This is a genomic window from Nocardiopsis sp. CNS-639 (assembly GCF_000381685.1).
GTDB classification, from domain to species: domain Bacteria; phylum Actinomycetota; class Actinomycetes; order Streptosporangiales; family Streptosporangiaceae; genus Nocardiopsis; species Nocardiopsis dassonvillei.
The window spans coordinates 75944-99641 of the sequence record NZ_KB906857.1 but is presented as its reverse complement, the minus strand read 5'-3'; the positions used below and the strand labels follow the sequence as shown (position 1 = coordinate 99641).

Here is a 23698-nt window from a genome sequence, read left to right as displayed (position 1 = left end):
CACGGTGATCCCCGGACGCGGACCCGCGCGCTGCGCCGGACACCCATTCCCGAAACGGACGAATCAAGTGCCGCCCCCTCCCCGGCGGCAGACGAGGTGAATCAAGCGTGACCGTCGATCTCGGTATTCCCGCCGCACCGCCGCGCCCGCTGGCGACCCGCCGCAAGACGCGGCAGATCATGGTCGGAAACGTCCCCGTCGGCGGGGACGCCCCGGTGTCCGTGCAGTCGATGACGACCACCCGTACCTCCGACATCAACGCGACCCTCCAGCAGATCGCGGAGCTGACCGCCGCGGGCTGCCAGATCGTCCGCGTGGCCGTGCCCACCAACGACGACGCCGACGCCCTGCCGATCATCGCCAGGAAGTCGCAGATCCCGGTGATCGCCGACATCCACTTCCAGCCCAAGTACGTGTTCCAGGCGATCGACGCCGGATGCGCCGCCGTGCGCGTCAACCCGGGCAACATCAAGAAGTTCGACGACAAGGTCGCCGAGATCGCCAAGGCGGCCGGTGAGGCCGGGACGCCGATCCGCATCGGCGTCAACGCCGGTTCGCTGGACAAGCGCCTGCTCCAGAAGTACGGCAAGGCCACGCCGGAGGCCCTGGTCGAGTCGGCTCTGTGGGAGTGCTCGCTGTTCGAGGAGCACGGCTTCCGCGACATCAAGATCTCGGTCAAGCACAACGACCCCGTGGTCATGGTCAACGCCTACCGCCAGCTCGCCGCGGCCTGCGACTACCCGCTGCACTTGGGCGTGACCGAGGCCGGTCCCGCCTTCCAGGGCACCATCAAGTCCGCCGTGGCCTTCGGCGCTCTGCTCTCGGAGGGCATCGGCGACACCATCCGCGTGTCCCTGTCCGCGCCCCCCGCGGAGGAGGTCAAGGTCGGCAACCAGATCCTGGAGTCGCTCGGGCTGCGCGAGCGCGGCCTGGAGATCGTCTCCTGCCCCAGCTGCGGCCGGGCCCAGGTGGACGTGTACACGCTCGCCGAGGAGGTCACCGCGGGTCTGGAGGGCATGGAGGTGCCGCTGCGCGTGGCCGTCATGGGCTGCGTCGTCAACGGCCCCGGCGAGGCCCGCGACGCCGACCTGGGCGTGGCCTCCGGCAACGGCAAGGGCCAGATCTTCGTCAAGGGCGAGGTCATCAAGACCGTGCCCGAGTCCAAGATCGTGGAGACCCTCATCGAGGAGGCCATGCGCATCGCCGAGGAGATGGGCGAGTCCGGCGCCGAGTCGGGCGCGCCCACGGTCTCCGTGGCAGGCTGAGCCCCTCCCGCCGCCTCCGACGGCCGCGCCGACCCTTCCGGGGCCGGCGCGGCCGTTCGCGTGTGCGGTGCGCGCTCCGCGGCAGCGCCACGGAGCGGTCGCTCTCCGTTGTGCTCCGCGTGCCCGGCGGCCATGATGGGACCGTCAGCAGCTGGAACGACCCCCCAGGAGCCCTCGTGTCCCCCTCACGGATCAAGGTGCGTCTCACCCCGGTCGTCGGAGTCCTCCTCCTCGCACTCGGCCTGCTCAACCTCGTTCTCGGTGTGTGGCTGCTGGGGTTGGGGGATCTCACCATGGGCCTGCCCGTCGGCGTGGTCATCACCTTCGCGGGGGCCGTGCAGCTGACCAGGACCTACTTCTGGTTCGATCCCGAGATCGGGGCCGGATGGTCGTCCGTCTCCGGTCCCGCGAGGTTCGGCCCGCTCGCCAAGGGAGTCAAAGCCGAACGGGGTGAGCTCTTCGCCGTCGAGCAGGGCCGACTCGTGCACGTGGCCGCGGACGGCACCCGTACCCCGGTCCCGGTGCGGCGGTGGATGGCGAACCGGGCCGACTGGCGCGCGCTGGAGGCCGCCCTGTCGGAGGCGGCCCGGCCCCGGGAGCCCCAGGCCCCGGACGGCGGAGCTTCCTGACAGGGGGCCGTCGGGAACGTCACCCCGTGCCCTCCCTGTCCCGCTTCCTGCGGTAAAGGAACGTTGTTTGCGCAGGTGGGGGCGGGAAAGGAACATCCCGTTCCGCCGGTCGGCGGTGACGCGAGGACGAGCACGCGAGAAACGGGAGGGCCTGCCGGTGCATGCGAGTGTGGGGGACCGGATCCACATCAGGGGAAGAGTCACGGGAGTGGGGGACCAGGCGGGGGAGATCACCGAGGTCCGCGGCTCAGACGGCAGCCCGCCCTACGTGGTGCGCTTCCCCGACGGCCACGAGACCCTGGTCTACCCGGGGCCGGACGCCGTGGTCGTACCCGCGGCGGCGGAGTAGCCCGACCGGTCGCGCGGCCCGTGCGCCCGCCGCGGCCACGCACGATCCCGAGCACCGAACCGAGAGGCGGCCAGGAGGGCCGGGACGCGTCCGCGCACGGACGCGTTCCGGCCCTCCGCCATGTCCGTGGCTCCGTCGCGCGCCCCTGACCAGCCTGTTCGCTGTCCGAAGTGGCGGTGGTCACCCAGGGTGATTTTGTATGGCATCGATCACAGGGCCCTGCGTTTCCTTGCGCGGCCACGCACGAACCCGCCGCTTCAAGCGGACAGACGCAACGAATGTGGGTCATGTTACGTAGATAACGCGGCTACCGTTGCTGAGGGCTTCGGGCCGCCCGGACGCGCGGCGGCCGGACCCCCACCCCCCGCCGTACCTCCCCCGGGGGAGCGGTGTGCCCACGTACATGAACGAGGAGTAAACACGTGGTGGACCAGAAGAGCCCGGCGGGCACCCGCGGGGCCGCAGGCCCGGGCGGTGTGCCCGCGCTGAGGCAGCGCCTCACCAGGCGCAAGCCGATCGAGAGGCTCGTCGCCGAGACCCAGGACTCCGAGGGCAGCGGCCTCCAGCGGCACATGGGCTTCTGGCAGCTGTCCATGATCGGCATCGGCGCCACCCTGGGCACCGGCATCTTCGTCGTGCTGGGCGAGGCCGTCCCCGTCGCCGGACCGGCCGTCATCGTCTCGTTCGTGCTCGCCGGGATCACCGCGCTGTTCTCCGCGCTCGCCTATGCCGAGATGGCCGGGATGATCCCCGCCTCCGGCTCCGCCTACTCCTACAGCTACGCCACCATCGGCGAGTTCATGGCCTGGGTGTGCGGCTGGTGCCTCATGCTCACCTACGGGGTGTCGGTCGCCGCGGTCGGCGTCGGCTGGGGCGAGTACATCAACGAGCTCCTCCAGCTCACCACCGGCCTGTCCCTGCCGGGCGCGGTGCTCGCCGGTCCCCTGGAGGGCGGCGTGATCAACCTGCCGGCCGCCGTCGTGGTCCTGCTGTCCATGTTCGCCCTGCTCGCCGGGGTCCGCGAGAGCAGCCGCGTCAACGCCGTCATGGTCGCCGTCAAGGTCGCCATCCTGGTGATGTTCGTGGCCATCGCGATCACCGCCGTCCAGGACGGCAACTTCGCCCCGTTCATGCCGATGGGCATGGCCGGTGTCAGCGCCGCGGGCGCCACCCTGTTCTTCTCCTACATCGGCTTCGACTCGGTCTCCACCGCGAGCGAGGAGGCCAAGAACCCGCAGCGCGACCTGCCCCGGGCGATCATGTTCGCGATGATCCTGGTCACCGCGCTGTACTGCCTGGTCGCCTTCGCGGCGGTCGGCGCGCTCGACTGGACCGGCTTCGTCGACGGCGAGACCTCCCTGGCGGGCATCCTGACCGCGGTCACCGGCACCCCCGTGTGGGCGGTCATCTTCGCCGCCGGTGCGGTCCTGGCCCTGGCCAGCGTGGTCCTGGTCGTGCTCTACAGCCAGACCCGCATCCTCTACGCCATGTCGCGCGACGGGCTCATCCCCAAGGCCTTCTCCACCCTCGACGCCAAGGGCACCCCGCGCACGAACACCCTCATCACCTCCGTGCTCATCGCGGTGCTCGCCGCCCTGGTTCCGCTCGGGCCGCTCGCCGACGCCACCGCCATCGGCACCCTCTTCGCCTTCGCCCTGGTCAACGTGGCCGTCCTGGTGCTGCGGCGCAGCAGGCCCGACCTGCCGCGCGCCTTCCGCGTGCCGGGGGCGCCGGTCACGCCGGTCCTGGGAGTGCTGGCCTGCGCCTACCTCATGTTCAGCATGTCGATGAGCGTGTGGGTGGCCTTCCTGGTCTGGCTCGCGGTCGGCGTGGCGGTCTACTTCGCCTACAGCATGCGCCGCTCCGCCCTGGAGACCGATCCCGAGGTCAGCGAGGTCCGTTCCTAGCCGGACCGGTCGGGAACCGCGTGTGCGGGGCCGGGGGGATCCCCCCCGGCCCCTCGCGTGTTCCCGGGGAGAGTGCGGCGCACCACATGCCGCGCCAATTCGCCCTCGGACGCAAGAAACAGCGGCATCTCACGGGAAAGACGCGGGAAACCTCTGGATGGGTGCACTGTTTCGGCGCGTTCGTCCACCTAGAGTGGACGCGACCCCGAGACGACGGAGAAAAGCGAGGTGGGAGGCAGTGACACGCGGACCCCTGCGCGTGGCCCTTGACCAGGGCACCGGACCCGGCGCGGACCCCGCCGCCGCCCTCGACCGGCTCGCCGACCGTGCCAGAGCCGCCGCCGACGCCGGAGCCCGCCTGCTGGTGGGGCCCGAGATGTCCCTGACCGGCTACAACCTGGACCCCGACCTCCTGGCCCGGCTGGCCGAACCCCACGACGGGCCCCTCAGCCAGGCGGTCACCGCCATCGCCGCCGACACCGGCGTCGCCATCGTCCACGGTTTCCCCGAGCGCGCCGACGGCGCCGTGTACAACGCCGTCCAGCTCGTGGACCCCAACGGCGACCGCCGGACCTACCGCAAGACCCACCTGTTCGGCGACCTGGACCGCGGGGCGTTCTCCCCGGGCGCGGAGCCGGTGGTCCAGGCCGACCTCGACGGGATCCGCGTCGGCCTGCTGGTCTGCTACGACGTCGAGTTCCCCGAGGCCGTGCGCGCCCACGCCCTCGCCGACACCGAACTCCTCCTCGTCCCCACCGCGCTCATGCTGCCCTTCACCGAGGTGGCCGAGCGGATCGTGCCGGTGCGCGCCCTGGAGAACCAGATCCACCTGGCGTACGTGAACCGCTGCGACGCCGAGGGCGACCTGCGCTACGCGGGGCTGAGCACCCTGGTCGCACCCGACGGCTCCGAGACGCTGCGGGCCGGTCCCGGCGAGGAGTTCCTGGTCGGCGACGTCGACCCGGACGCCCTCGCCCGCGCCCGCCGCGAGCAGTCCTACCTGGACGACCGCCGTCCGGCCCTGTACCGGACACTCACCGTGTGACCCGCGCCCGAGGCGGGTGGCGCCGCGCCGCTCGCCCCGCACGCCCGCGCCGGGGCGGACCCGCCCGCGCCCCCGAACCCACCCGAACCGTTGACCCACCCGTCACCTCCCGTGCCACCGCGCACGGACACCCACCGGCTTCCCCGCCGGACCGCACCCACGAAGGAGGGGTTGGAGAATGACGTCTGCCGTGCCCACGGCCGCCGGTGCCGCACCCGCGCAGGACAACACGCCGCTGAACATGTGCGGGCCGGACTTCCCGTTCGCCTACGACGCCTACCTGGACCACCCCGCCGGACTCGGGCAGGTCCCGGCGGAGCGCCACGGCACCGAGGTCGCCGTCATCGGCGGCGGGCTGTCGGGGATCGTCACCGCCTACGAGCTGATGAAGATGGGGCTCAAGCCGGTCGTGTACGAGGCCGACCGCATCGGCGGGCGGCTGCGCACCGAGAAGCTCGCGGGCTGCCCCGACGACGTGGTCGCCGAGATGGGCGCCATGCGCTTCCCGCCCTCCTCCACCGCCTTCTGGCACTACGTGGACCGCGCGGGCCTGGAGACGACGCCGTTCCCCAACCCGCTCTCCCCGGCCACCCCCAGCACCGTGGTCGACCTCAAGGGGCGGTCCCACTACGCCACCTCCCTCGACGACCTGCCCGAGGTCTACCGCGAGGTGGCCCGCGCCTGGGACGCGACCCTGGACAGCGTCCAGCACACCCGCATGCAGAAGGCCATCCGCGAACGCGACGTGGCCACCCAGAAGGAGATCTGGAACGAGCTGGTCGCCCGGCTCGACAACCAGACCTTCTACGGCTTCCTGTGCGACTCCCCGGCCTTCGCCTCCTTCCGCCACCGTGAGATCTTCGGCCAGGTGGGCTTCGGGACCGGCGGCTGGGACACCGACTTCCCCAACTCCATCCTGGAGATCCTGCGCGTCACCTACACCGGCGCCGACGACGACCACATGGGCATCGTGGGCGGTGTGGAGCAGCTGCCGCTGCGCCTGTGGGAGGACGCCCCGGACAAGCTCGTGCACTGGGCGCAGGGCACCACCCTGGCCTCGCTGCACGAGGGCGGCCCGCGTCCGGCCGTCACCGCCCTGCGCCGCACCGCGGCCAAGGGCTCCCCGGCGGGCAACATCACGGTCACCGACGCCTCGGGCTCCACCCGCACCTACGCGGCGGCCGTGTTCACCGCGCAGAGCTGGATGATGCTGTCCAAGATCGACTGCGACGAGGACCTGCTGCCCATCGACCACTGGACGGCGATCGAGCGCACCCACTACATGGAGTCCTCGAAGCTGTTCGTGCCGGTGGACCGCGCGTTCTGGCGGGACAGGGACCCCGAGACCGGACGCGACGTCATGAGCATGACGCTCACCGACCGCATGACCCGGGGCACCTACCTGCTGGAGGGGTCCGACCCGGACGGCCCGGCGGCGATCTGCATGTCCTACACCTGGTGCGACGACTCGCTCAAGTGGCTGCCGCTGTCGGCCAACGAGCGCCTGGAGGTCATGCTCTCGTCGCTGTCCAAGATCTACCCGGGCGTGGACATCCGCTCGCACATCACCGGCGACCCGGTGACGGTGTCGTGGGAGGACGAGCCCTACTTCATGGGCGCGTTCAAGGCCAACCTGCCGGGCCACTACCGCTACCAGCGCCGTCTGTTCACGCACTTCCGCCAGGACGGCCTGGAGGAGCGCCACCGCGGCCTGTTCCTGGCCGGGGACGACGTGTCCTGGACGGCGGGTTGGGCCGAGGGCGCCGTGCAGACCGCGCTCAACGCCGTGTGGGGCGTGGTCCACCACCTCGGCGGCGGGACCGACCCGTCCAACCCGGGCCCCGGCGACCTGTTCGACGAGCTCGCGCCGGTCGCCCTCCCCGAGGACTGAGGCCGTACCTCTTTCTTCGGGGCTCCGCCCACCCGTCGCCCACCACCGCCCGCCGGGGGCGCTCCGGGCGGAGGCGGGCCACCACCCTCAACGGACGCTCCGCGCAGCTCCTCCCTGTTCGGGCGCCTTCCCGCGATCCCGCCGTGGGGAGGCGCCTCAGGGCAGGTCGGCCGTCCCGGCGAGGATGGGCTGGTCCACCAGGCGCGAGAGCACGAGCGTGCTCTTGGTCCGCACCACGAACGGCTCGGCGCCCAGCCGCTCGATGACCTCCTCCAGGTGGTGGGTGTCACGGGCGCGGACCTGCACGATGGCGTCCGCCTCACCGGTGACCGTGCACGCGGAGGTGATCTCGGCGTAGCCCGCGAGCCCCGTCCGGATCTCGCCCGGCGACGTGCGGGCCCGGCAGTACAGCTCGATGAAGGCCTCGGTGGTCCACCCCACGGCCTGGGGCTCCACCACCACGGTGAACCCGCGCACCGCGCCGGACTCCACCAGCCGGTCCACGCGGCGCTTGACCGCGGAGGGGCTCAGCCCGACCCGCTGGCCGATCTCGGCGAAGCTCATCCGCGCGTCCGCGCCGAGTATCGCGATGATCCGCTCATCGACACGATCCAGCCGCATTGCGCTTCGTCCCCGTCTGTCCACGTCTGATTGAGGCAGGGCACATGTTACCGGGGTGTGTCACCCCGGGTTTCGTGTCGCATCCGTTGGTCACTCTCCGAAGTGATAAAAATTCATATAGTAACCATCTCTGTGAGGGAGCGGACGAGTGCGAGCACGAACCCGGGCCGGCGTCTCGGCTGTGGCGGTCCTGGCCTCCCTGGTCGCGGCGGTCCCCGCTCAGGCCGGCCAGACCACCCGCATCGATCAGGGCGGCCTCGACTGGGCGCCCTGCGAGGACATCCAGCCCGTCGCGGACGAGAACCTGGAGTGCGCCACCCTCACCGTCCCCCTCGCCCGCACCGCCGACGGGGAGCGGCTCAGCGGCCGGGACGACACCGTCGAACTCGCACTCTCGCGGGTCCCCGCCAGCGGCGAGGCCCGCCACACCCTGCTGGTCAACCCCGGGGGGCCCGGCAGCGCCGGGCGCCAGTGGGCCTCCTACACCCACTGGCGCATGCCCGCGGAACTGCGCGAGACCCACGACGTCGTCTCCTTCGACCCGCGCGGCGTGGGCGCCTCCACCCCGTCCATCACCTGCGACCCCGACCACTTCACCCCTGTGCGCCCCGACGCCGTGCCCGCCGACGCCGCCGCCGAGGAGGCACTGCGCGCCGACGCCCGGGCCTACGCCGAGGCCTGCGCGGACAACACCGGCCCCCTGCTCGACCACACCCGCACCGTGGACACCGCCCACGACATGGACGCCATCCGGGCCGCCCTGGGCCGGGAGCGGATCGACTACCTCGGCTACTCCTACGGCAGCTACCTGGGCACCGTCTACTCCGCGCTCTACCCCGACCGCGTCCGCTCCCTGGTCCTGGACAGCGTGGTCGACCCCGACAAGCCCTGGTACGAGAGCAACCTCGCCCAGAACCGCGCGCTGGACCGCGCGGCGAACGAATTCTTCGCCTGGACCGCCCGCCACGACGACGTCTACGGGCTCGGTACGACCGGGGAACAGGTCGCCGAGGCCTACTACGCACTGCGCTCGGAACTGGCGGACGAACCCGCCGAGGGCACCGTCGGCCCCACCGAGCTGGAGGGCACGGCCATGGTGGTCGCCTACAGCAGCGCCTACTGGACCTCGGTCGCCGACGCGCTCTCGGCCCGGATCACCGAGTCCGACGGCGCACCCCTGCTCGCCCTGTACGAGGCCTACGGCGAGAACGCCGGGTCCGACCGCGGTTACGGCGGCTACCTCGCCGTCCAGTGCACCGACTCCCACTGGCCCCGGGACTGGTCCACCTGGAGTGCCGACGCCGAGAAGTCCCACGCCGAGGCGCCCTTCATGAGTTGGAACAACACCTGGTACAACGCTCCGTGCGCGTCCTGGAGCGCCGGATCCGGCGACTGGTTCCAGGTCGGCGACGGCCCTGGCGAACACCCCGCCTACGAGGGCGACGTGCTCCTGGTACACGCCACCGAGGACGGCGCCACCCCGGTCGAGGGCGCCTTCGCCCTGCGCGAGCGCCTGCCCGCCTCCGTCCTGGTGACCGAGGAGGGCGGCCACACCCACGGCGTCTCCCTCACCGGCAACGAATGCGTGGACGAGATCGTCACCGCCTACCTCCGGGACGGGGAGCTGCCCGCGCGCGCCGGGGGAGAGGGGCCCGACGTCACCTGTGAGGGACGTCCCGAACCCCAGCCGCGTACCGCCCAGAACGCACCTGGGACGATGGTGGAGCGCCCCGCGCCGGTACCCGGGCACCACGTGGGCGCGATCGTGGAGTCCGAGACGCGGGAGTAACGGGTCGAATAGGCTGGAACCGGCGCGAAAAGGCTTGGTTGGTCGTCCCCCGGCGCTCGCAGGAGGGCACTGGGAAGATGGGGGAGATGCGATGCTGCGGACCTCGCCGGTACGGATCCTCGGAGAACGCGACCGGGAGGCCGTTCGCGCGCTCCTGGACGCCGACCCCGTCGGCAACGTCTTCGTCGCCTCCCGCCTGATGGCCACCGGCCTCTCCGGCGGCGCCGAGGTGTGGGGGCACACGGAGAGGGGTCGCCTGACCGCCCTGTGCTACTCGGGGGCCAACCTCGTCCCCGTCAACGCCGGACCGGCCGCGATCCGCAGCTTCGCCGACCACGCCCGGTGGAGGGGCCGCCGCTGCTCCTCGATCGTCGGGCCCGTCGAGGCGGTCAGCGACTTCTGGCAGCAGGTCACCCCGGCGTGGGGGCCCGCCCGCGTCATCCGGGCCAGCCAGCCCGTCCTGGAGATCAGCGGCCCGCCCTCGGTGCCCGCCGACCCCCTGGTGCGCCGGGTCCAGCTGTCCGAACTCAACACCCTCGTGCCCGCCTGCGTGGCCATGTTCACCGAGGAGGTCGGCGTCCCGCCGGACTCCGGCGACGGCGGCGCGCTCTACCGGGCCCGGGTGGCCGAACTGGTGCGCACCGGCCGGGCCTTCGCCCGCATCGAGGACGGGCGCGTGGTGTTCAAGGCCGAGATCGGCGCGGTCACCCGGCACGCCTGCCAGGTCCAGGGCGTGTGGGTGCACCCGGACCTGCGCGGCCAGGGCCACTCCACGGCGGGGATGGCCGCCGTGGTCGAGTACGCGCTCGCCGAGATCGCGCCCCGCGTCACCCTCTACGTCAACGACTTCAACACCCCGGCCCGCGCCGCCTACCAGAGGGTGGGCTTCCGCCAGGTCGGCGAGGTCATGTCGGTGCTGTTCTGAGCGCACCGTGCCTGGAGCGGCCGACGGGGTTCTGACGGACCCGTGTCAGATCCGCCCCCGCGCCGCCGACGGGGGAACCGCGGCCGGTTAGCCTGGTCCCAGGTCCGTGGCGCCCCGCGCCCTCTGCCACCCACGAGAGAGCGCCATGCAGCACAACCCGACCGGCCGCGCACGCCTGGGCCTGGCCCTCCTCCTCGGCCTGCTCGCCGTCCTGGGCCCCCTCAACATCGACATGTACCTGCCGGCCTTCCCCGACATCGCCGCGGACCTGGGGGCCGGAGCCTCCCACGTGCAGCTGAGCTTGACCACCTGCCTGGTCGGCCTCGCCGTGGGCCAGGTGGTGGTCGGCCCGATCAGCGACGCCCGTGGGCGCCGCGGCCCGCTCCTCACCTGCCTGGTCCTGTTCGTCCTGGCGTCGCTGCTGTGCGCCCTGGCCCCGAACATCGCCGTGCTGGTGCTGGCCCGCTTCCTCCAGGGGTTCACCGCCTCGGCCGGGGTCGTGCTCTCGCGCGCGGTCGTGCGCGACGTGTTCGACGGCACCGAACTGACCAGGTTCTTCGCCCTGCTGATGGTGATCAACGCGGTCGCGCCCCTGATGGCGCCGATCGCGGGCGGCGCCATCCTGTGGCCGTCCTTCGCGGGCTGGGAGGCCGTCTTCCTGGCCCTGGCGCTGCTGGGCGCGGTGATCGTCGTGGTCGTGGCGCTGCGGCTGGAGGAGACCCTGCCGGTGGAGCGGCGCACCCCCGGCACGGTGGGCGGCACCCTGCGGACGGTGGGGGAGCTGCTGCGGGACCGCGCCTTCCTCGGCTACGCGCTGGTGGTCGGCCTCGTGCACGGCGGCAGCTTCGCCTACGTCGCCGGGACGCCGTTCGTCTACCAGGACCTGTACGGGGTGTCGCCGCAGGTCTTCGGCGTGCTGTTCGGGATCAACGGCGCGGCCATCATCGCCGGGAGCTGGGCGGTGGGCCGGTTCAGCGCGCGCTTCGGCGAGCGGGTCCTCCTGGTGTGCGCGGTCTCCGCCGCGGTGGCGGCGACCGGGGTGCTGCTCGTGGCGACGCTGGCGCACGGTCCGCTGGTGACCCTCGTGGCGCCGATCTTCGTCTACATGACGTGCATGGGGATGATCCTCACCAGCTCCTTCGCCCTGGCCATGCGCGGCCAGGAGCGGCGGGCGGGCAGCGCCAGCGCCGTGCTGGGCGCGCTGCCCCCGCTGCTCGGCGCGGCGGTGGCGCCGCTGGTGGGACTGGACGAGAGCACCGCCGTGCCGATGGGCGCCGTCCTGTTCACCACCTCCCTCCTGGGCCTGGGCGTCCTGCTGGCCCTGACCTCGCCGCGCGTGCGCGGGCGCGTGGCCGATCCGGCCCCGTGACCCGCTCCGCGTGTTCAGCCGGTGAGCGCCGCCGGGCCCATGAGGAATCCGGGGTCCAGCTGGGCGGCCAGGTCCGCGCCCTTGGCCTCGTTGCCCCAGGCGCGCGCGTTGCGCAGGTGGAACTCGGCCGACTGCCGGGTGAAGCGCTCCCAGTCCTTGGGCGCGGCGTCGGCCATGTCCCGCATCAGGGCCAGGGTCTTGACGTTGTCCTCCTCCAGGTCCGCCAGCTCCGGGTGGCGGCCCTTCTCCATCGAGCGCACGAACCCCGAGTGCGTCATCCACCCCGCCAGAGCGTCGCCCACGTGCTCGCGCAGGAACTCCACGTCCGCCTCGTCCTGCACCTTGTTGCCGATCACCCGGATGGCGACCTCGTGGTCGCGGGCGTACCCGGCGTACTGCCGGTACACGCCCACGCCGCGCACGGTGGGCTCGGCGACCAGGAAGGTCATGTCGAAGCGGGTGAACATCCCCGAGGCGAAGGAGTCGGCGCCCGCGGTCATGTCCACGACCACGTACTCCCCGGGCCCGTCCACCAGGTGGTTGAGGTACATCTCGGCCGCGCCCACCTTGGAGTGGTAGCAGGACACGCCCAGGTCCGACTCGGCGAACGGGCCGGTGACCATGAGCGTGGCGCCCCGGACCGGCGCCCCGAAGCGGGCGTGCAGCGGGTTGTCCCCGGTCACCGTCAGCAGGCGCGACCCGCGGCCCGGCGGTGTGGTCTTGATCATCTCCCGTGCCGAGGAGATGCGCGGGTTGTCCCCGCGCAGCAGCTCCTTGATCTCGTCCAGGTGCGCGCCCAGGGGCGCAAGCGCGGCCAGGTCGTCCTCGGACGCCCCCAGCGCGGCGCCCAGGTTCTGGTTGATGTCGGCGTCGACGGCCACCACGGGCACGCCCTGGGCGGCCAGGTAGCGGGTGAACAGCGCGGAGAGGGTGGTCTTGCCGCTGCCGCCCTTGCCAGCGAACGCGATCTTCATGTGAGCCCTTCGGAACGTGGGTGCGTGCCGGGCGCACGGCGGCGGCCCGCCCGTGACGGGGCGGGCCGCGGCGACCCGGAGATGGTAACGATTATCGTTCCTGTTAACCGTGCTGTCAGCCGAACGGCCCCGTCGCGCCGTGTATTGCCAACGTGTTGCACCTCACATGAGTGTCGCTGGAGTCGGGACTGTTTCCTTTGTCCATATCGGGGATGACACGTGACAGGGTTTTGTGGCCAATCCCCGACAGGGAGAACACGGGTGTGCTGTTCTGGAGCCAGCACACCCTTGTCTAAGGTGAGTGCAGGCGGCGCAACCCGCGCGTCCGTCGCGGGTGATTGGAGTGACCGGATGGCTGAGGCGAGGCAACTCCGGGAATACGTGCCCGCGGAGGTGCCGGAGGGCACGGCTCCGACCGCACCGACCATCGAAACGGGCGACCTCACCGGCGGGGTCACCGACCACACGGTGTGGAGCTGCGCCGGGAACCTGACCGCGGTGCGCTCCATCCGCTCCCGCGTGCGCGAGTTCCTCACCCGCATGGGCCACTCCGAGGGCTCCCTGGACGACGCCGAGCTGGCCGTCAGCGAACTGGCCACCAACGCCCTGCTCCACTCGCGCTCCGGGCAGAGCGGCGGCGTCATGACGCTGTTCATCCGCTCCGACGACGGGCGCCTGCGCGTCGCGATCGCCGACCAGGGGGCGCGCGACGGCGAGAGCGAGCACACGCGGGAGGACGGCGACGACTTCGGCCGCGGCAAGCTCATCGTGGACAGCTGCGCCACCCGCAGCGGCGAGTACTGGAGCGACGCCACGCACGTGGCCTGGTTCGAGATCGACGACCACGCGGGGGAGACGGCCGAGGTCGAGGGGGAGCGGCCGGAGGCGGGGCTGGCGGTCGACGACTGAGGCGGTGACCGGAAAGGGTCCACGGACCGCCCCGTCCGCCGTCACGGCGGGCCACGACCCCCGCGTCACGCGTCCACAGCGGGTCCCGTGCACCGAAAGCGGCCGTAAGTACAAGAGCACCGTGGGCCGGAACGCCGCGTCGCGCCGGTGACGTTCTCCGGCCCGGGCGCCGCCCCCGACCGACCCCCTACCGCTCCTCCGTACCGCCCACGGCGGCTTCCCGCCGACCGCGGCCCCCCGCCGTACGCAGCCGGTGCCCACGGGCCCGGCCGCCCCGCCGGTGGCCCGGCGCCGGTTTCCCGCCGTGCGGTCCTTCCCCCCACCACCCAGCGCGGCCCACGGCGGACGCCTGCGGCGCGGTCTCCCCACCCGCCGCGCGGCGCCCCCGCGGCCGCTGTCCGCACCGCCAGCCTCAGCTGACGCCCGGATTCACGGCCTTACCGTTGGCCCCCGCCGCACCAGCGGATCCGCCTCTCCCGAGCACGTCCGGGTCAGTACGCCCCGCCGATCGGCGGGTAGCCGATCCGCTCCGGCTCGGGCGCGCAGCGCACCGTCACCTGGCGTCCCTCCGGCGGAGGGCAGTCCGCCCCCGTCAGCACGCAGGCCCCGGTCCACAGCGCCAGCGCCACCAGGGCCACCCGCGTGGCCTCGTCACCGCGCTCGTCCACCGCGACCACGTCGTCGGCGGTCAGCTCCAGAAGGTCCCGCAGCTCCGAGAAGCGTCCCATGAGGTCGTTGTGCGGGTGCAGCGTGGTCAGGAGCCCCCCGCTGGTGTCCTCGTAGCCCAGGATGCCGTTGTCGAACAGACCGCGCGCCGGGCTGTACCCGTTGCCGTCGGGACTGGGCTGCAACAGCTCCTCGAAGGGCGTGGTCCCCAGCGCCTGTCCGAACGCGATCACCTGCCGCACCCGCGAGCGCTCCGCCAGCTCCAGCGCCGTCTGCGCCATGTCGGCGCTGACCAGCAGCAGGCGGGTGTCGGTCTCGGTGAGCACCGCGCACTGGGTGTCCAGGTCGGACGCGGTCGACAGGGGCAGCGCGCGTCCGCCCACGGCCATCACCGTGTAGGTGGCCAGGAACCGGTCCGGCGAGACCGGCGCGAGCACCCCCACCACGTCACCGAAGCACATGCCCCGGCGGCTGAGCCCCGCGGCGGCCTGCTCCACCTTGGCGGCGAACGACAGGGCGTCCACGCGGTGCCCGACCCCGCGGATCGATCCCCCCCGGGCGGACCGCAGCCGGAGCCGCTCGCACAGGCCCCCGGTCAGGGATCCGATCGGGTCGTCCCGGCGCGGCAGGTGGCGCCCCGGTCGTCCGGTTCCTGAAGACAGCCCTACCCCCATACGTACCCCCAGTTCGCCCATCCGGCGGCGGTACCGCCGCCCGGGCTCGTCACGCCCCCTCCACGTGGCGAACCCGGCGGCGACGCACCGGTCGGCGGATGCGGCGTCCCTCCCCAGGACGCAACCCGTGCCGACGCGGCCTCCCACCGGCCCCGGAGACCCCTCCGGGACTGACGTCCGCCGGAAACCGGTGTCACACCGGTGTTCGACGGCCGTTTCCGGGACCTCAGCGACCGTGCCACCGCAGTGCCACGAACGTGGTGTCCCATGGCTTGAAGCCTAGCGCGTTCACAGCCAGATGCACATGCATATTGCTATGCACATGCATATGTAGATTCGGTGCGGAAGCTGGTTCTCCCGGTGGCGAGCCGGGCTTAACAGGGCAGATCGGGCGGCTTAGTCCGAGGTCCGGTGGTGGCGTACCCACGAGGTGATCTGCGTACGCGAGTGGAAGCCCATCTTGCGGTTGATGTTGGCCACGTGCCGCGCCGCCGTCGAGGGGGTGATGAACAGTTCCCGGGCGATCTCCGGGTTGCTCCTGCCCCGGCTCACCAGGAGGGCCACCTCCAGCTCCCGCGGGGTGAGCCGCTCCTCGGGGGTCACCGACTCCGGGTCCGGGGCGGGCCCTCCCCGTTCCTGGCGCCCGCGCGCGGGACGGCTGGGCGGCGCGGAGCGGCGCGACGGCGGGCGCCGCGCCTCCTCCGCCAGCTGCTCTCCCTCGCGGACCGCGTTCGCCAGGGCCAGAGTCCGGCCCTGCTCCCACCAGCCCACCAGTTGGCGGCGGCGCCGCCGGACCTTCTCCACGTCGGTGAACGGCCACGGCGCCTCGTGCGTGGACAGCCCCAGCCGCTCGCGCACGCTCATCGCCGCACCCGCCAGGCGGCAGGAGCCCTCGCGCAGCCCCGCCCCGAACGCCACCCGGGCGATCGCGGTCAGGGCGCGCGCCGCGTCCGCGCGCTGGCCCGTCGAGTGGCTCAGCAGCAGCCCCTCGCTCAGGTAGTCGTAGGCCTGTCCCGTGGACCCCTGGGCGTGCGCGACCCGGCCGATCCCGGCCAGGCAGCGCGCCTCCTCGGCCGCCGCCCCGATCAGCCGCTGGGTGTCCAGCGCCTCCCGGTAGCAGCGGTCCGCCGTCAACAGGTCGCCGCTGGCCTCCGCCGCGTAGGCCTGGCCCATGAGGGTGACGCCCACGCCCCACCGGTGGTCGATCCCGCGCAGCAGCGTCAGCGCGGCGTTGTAGTGGTGGTCGGCCGTGGGATGGTCGCCCTGCTGGGCGACCAGGGCCGCCCGGGTGCCCAGGGCGATCGCCTCGCCCCACAGGTCGCCCGACTCACGGCACAGCCGCAGAGCCTCCTCCACCCGCACCGCGGCCTGGTCCGACACGCGGTCGCGCACCTCGACCAGGGCGAGCAGGTTGAGCGCGACGCGGACGAACACGTCGTCCCCGGCCTCGCGGCACAGCCGCAGGCCCTCCTCGCCCAGCGAGACCGCCAGCCCGTGGTCGCGCCGCACCCGCGCCAGCTGGGCCCGGCCCACCAGCGCACGCGCGCGCGAGGGAGCCTTGGCCGCGTCCTCCAGCTCCAACAGGCGGTCCATCCAGTGCGCTCCCTCGGAGTAGCTCTGGTGGCTCACCCAGTGCGCGGTCAGGCTGACGCACAGCCGCAGGCCCGGTTCGGCGGCGCCGTGCTCCAGCGCCCAGCGCAGCAGGGAGCGCAGCGTGTCGTACTCGGCGATCACGCGCTGGCGCCCGGAGTCGCGCTCGCTCCAGGGCATGACCCGGCTCGACTCCAGCTTCTGGCCCAGGTCCTCGGCCAGGCGCAGCATCCGGTCCAGGAGCCTCTCCTGGAACAGTTCCGCCTCGCCCGCCGCGACCAGCCGGGAGTGCGCGAACCGCTGCACGGCCTCGGGCAGCCGGTAGCGCACCCGACCCTCGAACTCGCCGGTCACGGTGATCAGGGAGCGGTTCAGCAGGGACGTCACGAGGTCGAGGATGTCCGCTTCGGGCAGCGCCTCGTCGGCGCACACCTGCTCGGCCAGCTCCAGGTTCCAGCCCCGGAACACCGACAGGCGGCGCAGCAGCACCCGCTCGGCCTCGGGCAGCCCGCGGTACACGAAGTCCAGCACCACCGGCAGCATCTCGCTGCGCGGGACCGCCTGCCCCGGGCCGGGCTGGACCTCGGGGGAGGACAGGTGCTCGCGCAGCCCCTCCACCAGCACGGCGGGCCCCACCCCGGGCGCGCTCGCGCCCAGCGCCTCGATCCCCAGGGGGATGCCGCCCGCCAGGTCGCACAGCTCCGTCACGGTCTCCATCTCCTCGCGCGAGAGCGAGAAGCGCGGGTCGCGGGCGCGGGCGCGGTCCATGAACAGACGCACCGCCTCCGCGCCGGCGGGGTCGGGCTGGGGCCCCTTGCGCGCGGGCAGCGGCAGCGCCATCGGCGTCATCCGCCACACGGTGCCGCCCGACAGACGGACGGGGGTCTCGCTGGTGAGCAGGATCGACACGGACGGGCACGAGGCCAGCAGGGCCTCGCCGACCTCCGCCACCTGCTCGACGGCGTGCTCGCACGCGTCCAGCACCAGCAGCAGGTGGCGTTCGCACAGTGCCTCGGTCACCGTGACCGACAGCGGCTGCCCCGGCTCCTCCACCACGCCCACCGCGGCGGCCACCCGCGCGTACACCTCCAGGGTCGTGCGCGCGTCCGCCATGCCGACCATCCACACGCCGTCGGGGAACCAGGCGGTGGACTGCTCGGCCACGCGTATCGCCAGACGCGTCTTGCCCAAGCCGTCGGTTCCGCTCAGCGTGACGGAGCGGCTGGAGCCGAGCAGACGGAGCAGGTCGCTCAGGTCCCGCTCACGGCCCACGAATCCGGTGCCCGGACGGGGGAGGTTGTGCCGCGCGGGCGCGGTCAAAGGTGCCATGGCCTTCACATGTAGGAGCTGTCGGGGGAGGTTCTCACCAGGGTTGGGGGGAAGGTCGGCAGGGGCGGACGTCGTTGGTGTGGGCTCTGGTACCCGGAGTTCCTGTCTTAGCGGGTGCACGCGCACTGTGCAAGTGCGTCCCGTCGACCGGGGCCGTGTCAGCCACCGTCACCCGGGACGGCCCAGCCGGTCAACTGCGTCCTGGAGGAAATCGAGAGTTTTCTGAAGATGTTCGCGATGTGGCGGGCCGCCGTCGCGTGGCTGATGGTCAGCCGCTCGGCGATCTCGCGGTTGGACAGGCCCTGTTCGGCCAGTTCGGCCACCTCCCTCTCCCGGGGGGTCAGCGAATCCGGGCCCGAGGGCCCCGAGGACTGCGGCCGGGGGAAGGCCAGCGCGCGGTCGAGCACCTGCTCCAGCGGCAGGGGACGCCACGCGTTCCACGCCTCGGCGGTGCGCGTGGCGCCCACGCGCCGCTCCGCCGCCGACCGCAGCCGCAGCGTCTCGGCCGAGGGGCGGTCCAGCGCCGCCCTCAGGTCGGCGGCCACCCCCACCAGGGCGGCGGCCCGCTCGGCCTCCTCCTCGGCCAGGGCCAGCTCCGCCAGCGCCTCCAGGGCCCGGGCCACCGCGAGCCTGCGGCCGGAGGTGAAGCTCACCCGCAGGCACGTCGCCAGGGGCTCCCGGGCGAGCAGCGTCTCGCCCTCGGCCAGGTACAGGCGGCCCAGTTCCCGGGCGCAGTGCGCGGTGGCCGGGGCGGCCTCCAGCTCGCCGAAGACCGACAGGGCGTCGGAGAACAGCTCCCGCGCCCGCGTGAAGTCGCCGCGCTCGGCGGCGATCGAGCCCAGCCCGTGCAGGGCGCGGGCCGCGCTCCAGCGGTCGCCGAGGTTGTCGGCCACCGCGACGCTGTGCTCCAGCAGGGCCGTGGCCCGTTCGGCCTCGCCGCGGCGGCGGGCCAGCTGGGCCAGCACGTCCAGCGTGGCCGCCTCGGTGATGGGGTCGCTGACCTGGGAGGCCCACACCCCGGCCCGCTCGGCGTGCTCCTGGCCCTCGTCCAGGGTTCCGGTGCGCAGGCACAGCGCCGCCAGGGTGGCCAGCGCGGAGGCGGCGGCTCCCGCCTCACGGCAGGCCCGCGCCGACTCCAGGGCGCACAGGGCCAGGGTGGACACGCGCGGCGCCGCGTCCAGGTCCAGCCGCAGCTCGGCGTGCAGGGCCAGGGCGCGCGCCCGCAGGTGCGGGGACTGCGCGTCGGAGTCGGTGGACAGCGCCCGCTCCAGGAGGCGGCTGCCCTCGGCGGCCAGGTCGCGCACGATCCAGTAGGAGCGCAGCGCCACGCACACCCGCAGGGCCTCGTCCACGCGTCCGCGCGAGAGCGCCCAGTCCACCACGCGGGCGTGGTTCTCCCGGTGGTGGTCGAGCAGCCGCAGGTGCCCCAGGCGCTCCCCCCACGGCATCGGCGCGCAGCAGCTCTTGGCCCACTCCTCCAGACGGGCGACGCAGAAGCGCAGGTAGCGTTCCCACCGGTTGTCCTCGCCGCCGCTGTCGGCCAGGTGCTCGGCGGCGTAGGCGCGCACCGTCTCGGTCAGCCGGTAGTGGGTGGTGCCGTCGACCTCGGCGTCCATCACCACCAGCGACTTGTCCAGCAGGGAGAAGTGCAGCGGCAGGATGTCGGAGGGATCGACCCCCTCGCCCGAGCAGACGTCCTCCGCGGCCTCCAGGTACCAGGTGGAGAACACCGACAACCGGTGCAGCAGGAGCCGCTCCGGCTCGGTGAGCAGTTCGTGGCTCCACTCCAGGACCGCGCGCAGCGTCCGCTGGCGCGGCGGCAGGTCCTCCGACCCGTCGCTGGTCAACAGCTGGAAGCGGTCGTCCAGGCGGCGCAGGATCTGCTGCACCGACAGCACCCGCACCCGTGCGGCGGCCAGCTCGATCGCCAGCGGCATACCGTCCAGCATCCGGCAGATCTCCGCGATGTAACCGGAGTTCTCCCTGGTCATCTCGAACCCGGCGCGCGCGGCGTGCGCGCGGGTGACGAACAGGCGCACCGACTCGTAGCGCTGGGTGTCGCGCCGGGGGATGGGCGCGGGGTCGGCCGCGTAGGGGTCGGTGGGGGTGGGCCGCGCGGGCAGGGACAGCGGCGGCACCCGCCAGATGTTCTCCTCGGGAACGTGCAGGGGCTGGCGGCTGGTCACCAGGATGCGCACCCGGGGGCAGTCGCGCAGCACGGCCTGGCACAGCTGCGCCATCGGCCCCACGGCGTGCTCGCAGGTGTCCAGGAGCAGCAGCAGGTTGCGGGTGCGCAGCGAGGTGATGACGGCGTCCGTCATGGTGCGCGAGTCGTCCTGCACCGCCTGGAGGCTGCCCGCGACCGCGCGCAGCGCCTGGTCGTGGGTGGAGGCCTCGCTCAGGTCGACGAAGCGCACGCCGTCGGGGAACCGGCGCATGACGCGTTCGGCCAGGTGCAGGGCCAGGCGCGTCTTGCCGATACCGCCGGTACCGGTCAGCGTGACCATCCGGGCGGTGCCCAGGAGGCGGCCCAGGTCGACGATGTCGCGCTCGCGTCCGACGAAGCTGATGAACTCGCCGGCGGACAGGGGCAGGTTGTGGCGGGGAGGGGACATGGCCTCGATTACTGGGCAGTGCTTCTTTGGGGCTCCGCTCCGCTTCTCCCGCCCGTCATCCTCCACCACCCTCAACGGACGGCCTGCGGCCGCAGCCTTCCCGTGTTCAGGCGCCCCGAAGGCAGGAATCGGGTTGAAGCAAGCACAACGGCACCTCCGGTGAGACGGCTCGTTCCTCGCAGTCCCACCTCCGGCACCTCCAGAACCCCGCCGGCGCTTGAACGACAACCCCCAGGGGCTGAGCAAGCATCCACCGCAGGCCCCGGAAGGCCGCGCCGCCGCTGCGGGGGCGGCACGGGGAACGCCGTTCCCAGTGTCGCACCCGCCGCCCCCGGTTGTCCTCCGAATGGCCGGTTCCGGCATGAGCGGACAGAAACCGCCCACGCCGGACGGGAAGGTGCTATGGAGCGGTTACTCCGCGCTTTCCGGGCCCTTCGGGGCCCAGGTGGCGGGGTCGGCCGGACCCTGCTCCCCCGACCCCATGTCCTTGACCTCGTGGCCGCCGTCCTCGCCGAACGGCGGGAACCACACGAAGGGGATGCCCTTCTTGGCGGCGTACTGGATCTGCTTGCCGACCTTGGCGGTGGAGTGGAACACCTCGGTGTTGAACCCGCGCCCGCGCAGCAGCTCCCCGGTGAGCAGGGCCTCCCTGCGGCGCTCGGCGCCGGGCACCACGACCATCACGTCGGTGGGGCAGGCGCGTCCCTCCTCGATCCGGCCCTCGGCGACGAGCTTGGCGAAGATGCGGGTGAGGCCGATGGAGATGCCCACGCCCGGCAGCCGCCTGCGGATGAACTGCCCGGCCAGGTCGTCGTAGCGCCCGCCCGCGCAGATGCTCCCGTAGCCGGGGTCGTCGTCGAAGGAGGCCTCGTAGACCGTGCCCGTGTAGTAGTCCAGGCCGCGGGCGATGGACAGGTCGGCCACGACGCTGCCCTCGGGCAGGTCGGCCAGGTCCTCCAGCACGAAGGAGAGCTCCTCCAGCCCCTCGTCGAGCAGCTCGGAGGAGACCCCGAGCCCGCGGACCCGCTCGGCGACGCCGGACCCGGCGCCCCGGACGCGGGCCAGCGCGAGGCAGGCGTCGGCCTGCTCGTCGGTCAGGCCGTCGGCCAGCAGGATCCCGCGCACGCCGTCGTCGCCGATCTTGTGCAGCTTGTCCACGGCGCGGATGACCGCGATCGGGTCCTTGATGCCCAGGCCCTCGTAGAAGCCCTGGAGGACCTTGCGGTTGTTGACGTTGAGCGTCCATGCGGGCAGGTCCAGCCCGCTGAGCACCCGGTGCACGATGCGCGGCAGCTCGGCGTCGAAGTGCAGCGGGACGGAGTCGACGTTGATGACGTCGATGTCGCACTGGGTGAACTCGCGGAAGCGCCCCTCCTGGGGGCGCTCGCCCCGCCACACGCGCTGCATCTGGTAGCGCTTGAAGGGGAAGGCCAGCTCGTTGAAGTGCTGGGCGACGTACCGGGCGAAGGGCACGGTGAGGTCGAAGTGCAGCCCGAGCCTGGCGTCGGAGTCGTCCTTGGCGTCGGCCTGGAGGCGGTGCAGGGTGTAGACCTCCTGGGAGGTCTCGCCCTTGGCCATCAGCACGTCGAGGTTCTCCACGGACGGCGTCTCCACCGACGCGAAGCCGAAGGACTCGAACCCGGCGCGGATATGGTCCAGCCAGCGCTGCTCCACGGCCCGGACCTGAGGGGACCACTCGGGGAAACCGCTGATGGGAGTGGGTCGGACGACGCGCTGATCGGACATGTGGGGTTCTCGGCTCACAGTTTCGTCTCGGCTTGCTGGCCCCGTCCGCGCCGCGGCGCGCGTGGGTACGCGCGGGTTCGCTCGACGGGCGGGGGAGGGCTGGCCCAGTCTACGGGGAACCCGGTCGGGAGGGTGGCGGGACGGACGGACCGCCGGCCGCGGTCCGGCCACCACCGGCCCACGTGGACGGTTGTGGGCCGGTGGGGCGCTGACGCGCCGGACCGGAGTGTCGACCGGACCGACGTCGAAGAGCGAGACGTCGGTGGGTGGCCCTGTGCCCGGGGCGCCGCCGGGGCTCCCGCGGATGGTCGCGTCCTCGTGCCAGGAGTCTTCTCCGCGACCGCACTTGCCGGTGCGGGGCCCTGCCTCCACCGTAGACTCCGCGGATGCCGCCGGACAGGGATCGGCGCGGCCGAAAGCGGCCGAAAATGACCGCTCACAATGTCGTAAAGTCGACCTTCCGGGGTACAGGTGTGTGCTTACCTGTTCACGGTCGGTTTCGGGCGGAGGACGCACCGCCATGCGACGGCCACCCCACTCCCGCGACTCCTCCTCTGCCCGGGAGCCGCGGACCCCACGAGCCGACCGGTGTGGCGTGCCGCACCACTGAGCCAAAACGCCTTCCCCACCGACCATCCGGTGTTAGGTTCCAGGAACGGTGCCTCCCATGTCGGTACCGACCCCGGCGGGTCGCGTACCCCGAGGACCGGACCGTGCGCGCCGTCCGCCCCGCTGGCCCGGCACTCCCGCTAGGACTAACTGTGATCGATCCAGTCAACAGCACGAACAACGTCCACGCCTCCACCGCGTTGTCCACCAAGATCATCGTCGCCGGGGGGTTCGGGGTCGGCAAGACCACGTTCGTCGGTGCCGTCTCGGAGATCCCGCCGGTGCGCACCGAGGCCGCGGTCACCGCCGCCAGCGCGGGCGTGGACGACCTCTCCCACACCCCGGACAAGACGAGCACCACGGTCGCGATGGACTTCGGCCGCATCTCGCTGGACACCGACCTGACCCTCTTCCTGTTCGGGACCCCGGGCCAGCAGCGCTTCTGGTTCATGTGGGACGACCTGGTCCGGGGCGCGCTGGGCGCCGTGATCCTGGCCGACACCCGCCGCCTGGAGGACACCTTCCAGGCGCTGGACTACTTCGAGCGCCAGTACCGGCTGCCCTTCGTCGTCGCGGTCAACGAGTTCGACCCCGAGAACCCCCACAGCGCCGACGAACTGCGCGACGCCCTGGACCTGACCCCGGACGTGCCCGTCGTGCACTGCGACGCCCGCGACCGCAACTCCGTCGTCCGGGTCCTGGTGACCCTGGTCAAGCACGCCATGGCGGTGGAGGCCCGCCAGCGCGACCAGCGCCAGTTCGCCTGAGCCGTCGGGCGCCCCGTGGCGGACCGGAG

General features: G+C 72.6%; 17 protein-coding genes. 11 read left to right on the top strand and 6 right to left on the bottom strand.

Annotation, left to right across the window (positions count from 1 at the left end; genetic code table 11):
* Nucleotides 1–107 precede the first annotated feature (107 nt).
* From ispG to G011_RS0107885, 6 genes are all read left to right on the top strand, one after another.
* Nucleotides 108–1265: a flavodoxin-dependent (E)-4-hydroxy-3-methylbut-2-enyl-diphosphate synthase gene (gene ispG, locus G011_RS0107910; protein WP_013154630.1), complete on the top strand. Its 1158-nt coding sequence runs from the start codon at nucleotides 108–110 to the stop codon at nucleotides 1263–1265.
* Nucleotides 1266–1441: 176 nt separating this feature from the next.
* Nucleotides 1442–1894: a hypothetical protein gene (locus G011_RS0107905; protein WP_019608006.1), complete on the top strand. Its 453-nt coding sequence runs from the start codon at nucleotides 1442–1444 to the stop codon at nucleotides 1892–1894.
* A gap of 157 nt (nucleotides 1895–2051) precedes the next feature.
* Entirely contained in the window at nucleotides 2052–2243 is a 192-nt protein-coding gene (locus tag G011_RS0107900; protein WP_026338121.1) for a DUF1918 domain-containing protein, read from the top strand.
* Between the two features lie 422 nt (nucleotides 2244–2665).
* Nucleotides 2666–4150: an amino acid permease gene (locus G011_RS0107895; RefSeq protein ID WP_019608004.1), complete on the top strand. Its 1485-nt coding sequence runs from the start codon at nucleotides 2666–2668 to the stop codon at nucleotides 4148–4150.
* Nucleotides 4151–4388: 238 nt separating this feature from the next.
* Complete coding sequence (locus G011_RS0107890) at nucleotides 4389–5195, top strand: carbon-nitrogen hydrolase family protein (RefSeq protein WP_019608003.1); 807 nt, start codon at nucleotides 4389–4391, stop codon at nucleotides 5193–5195.
* 178 nt (nucleotides 5196–5373) lie between these two features.
* Nucleotides 5374–7086 (top strand): NAD(P)/FAD-dependent oxidoreductase, encoded by a 1713-nt coding sequence (locus G011_RS0107885; RefSeq protein ID WP_026338120.1) that lies wholly within the window; start codon nucleotides 5374–5376, stop codon nucleotides 7084–7086.
* Nucleotides 7087–7242: 156 nt separating this feature from the next.
* Here the strand turns inward: G011_RS0107885 and G011_RS0107880 are convergent, their stop codons facing one another.
* Nucleotides 7243–7707: an Lrp/AsnC family transcriptional regulator gene (locus tag G011_RS0107880; RefSeq protein WP_013154624.1), complete on the bottom strand. Its 465-nt coding sequence runs from the start codon at nucleotides 7705–7707 to the stop codon at nucleotides 7243–7245.
* A gap of 148 nt (nucleotides 7708–7855) precedes the next feature.
* Between G011_RS0107880 and G011_RS0107875 the strand changes: the two genes are divergently transcribed.
* The 3 genes from G011_RS0107875 to G011_RS0107865 all read left to right on the top strand — a co-directional run bounded on the left by G011_RS0107875 (nucleotide 7856) and on the right by G011_RS0107865 (nucleotide 11790).
* A complete protein-coding gene (locus tag G011_RS0107875) occupies nucleotides 7856–9496 on the top strand; it encodes an alpha/beta hydrolase (protein ID WP_026338119.1) in 1641 nt (546 codons plus the stop codon).
* A 91-nt stretch (nucleotides 9497–9587) separates the two neighbouring features.
* Nucleotides 9588–10421, top strand: a complete 834-nt coding sequence (locus G011_RS0107870; protein WP_019608000.1) for a GNAT family N-acetyltransferase — start codon at nucleotides 9588–9590, stop codon at nucleotides 10419–10421.
* 145 nt (nucleotides 10422–10566) lie between these two features.
* Nucleotides 10567–11790 carry a multidrug effflux MFS transporter gene (locus G011_RS0107865; RefSeq protein ID WP_019607999.1) on the top strand — a complete coding sequence of 408 codons (1224 nt, stop codon included), beginning with the start codon at nucleotides 10567–10569 and terminating at the stop codon, nucleotides 11788–11790.
* Between the two features lie 14 nt (nucleotides 11791–11804).
* Here G011_RS0107865 and G011_RS0107860 read toward each other — a convergent pair whose 3' ends face one another.
* Nucleotides 11805–12764, bottom strand: coding sequence for an AAA family ATPase (locus G011_RS0107860; protein ID WP_019607998.1), 960 nt, complete (start codon nucleotides 12762–12764; stop codon nucleotides 11805–11807).
* 351 nt (nucleotides 12765–13115) lie between these two features.
* Between G011_RS0107860 and G011_RS0107855 the strand changes: the two genes are divergently transcribed.
* Nucleotides 13116–13673: an ATP-binding protein gene (locus tag G011_RS0107855; RefSeq protein WP_026338118.1), complete on the top strand. Its 558-nt coding sequence runs from the start codon at nucleotides 13116–13118 to the stop codon at nucleotides 13671–13673.
* A 491-nt stretch (nucleotides 13674–14164) separates the two neighbouring features.
* Here G011_RS0107855 and G011_RS0107850 read toward each other — a convergent pair whose 3' ends face one another.
* The 4 genes from G011_RS0107850 to hisS form a co-directional block, all read right to left on the bottom strand.
* The gene (locus G011_RS0107850; protein WP_036552415.1) at nucleotides 14165–15013 is read right to left on the bottom strand and encodes an AMP-binding protein; all 849 of its coding nucleotides are present in this window, start codon (nucleotides 15011–15013) and stop codon (nucleotides 14165–14167) included.
* A 396-nt stretch (nucleotides 15014–15409) separates the two neighbouring features.
* The gene (locus G011_RS0107845) at nucleotides 15410–17923 is read right to left on the bottom strand and encodes a LuxR C-terminal-related transcriptional regulator (protein ID WP_019607995.1); all 2514 of its coding nucleotides are present in this window, start codon (nucleotides 17921–17923) and stop codon (nucleotides 15410–15412) included.
* Between the two features lie 167 nt (nucleotides 17924–18090).
* The gene (locus G011_RS0107840; protein ID WP_019607994.1) at nucleotides 18091–20547 is read right to left on the bottom strand and encodes a LuxR C-terminal-related transcriptional regulator; all 2457 of its coding nucleotides are present in this window, start codon (nucleotides 20545–20547) and stop codon (nucleotides 18091–18093) included.
* A 411-nt stretch (nucleotides 20548–20958) separates the two neighbouring features.
* Nucleotides 20959–22293 (bottom strand): histidine--tRNA ligase, encoded by a 1335-nt coding sequence (hisS, locus tag G011_RS0107835; protein ID WP_019607993.1) that lies wholly within the window; start codon nucleotides 22291–22293, stop codon nucleotides 20959–20961.
* Nucleotides 22294–23054: 761 nt separating this feature from the next.
* Between hisS and G011_RS0107830 the strand changes: the two genes are divergently transcribed.
* On the top strand, nucleotides 23055–23669 hold the full coding sequence (locus G011_RS0107830; RefSeq protein WP_019607992.1) for an ATP/GTP-binding protein: 615 nt from the start codon (nucleotides 23055–23057) through the stop codon (nucleotides 23667–23669).
* Nucleotides 23670–23698: the final 29 nt, after the last annotated feature.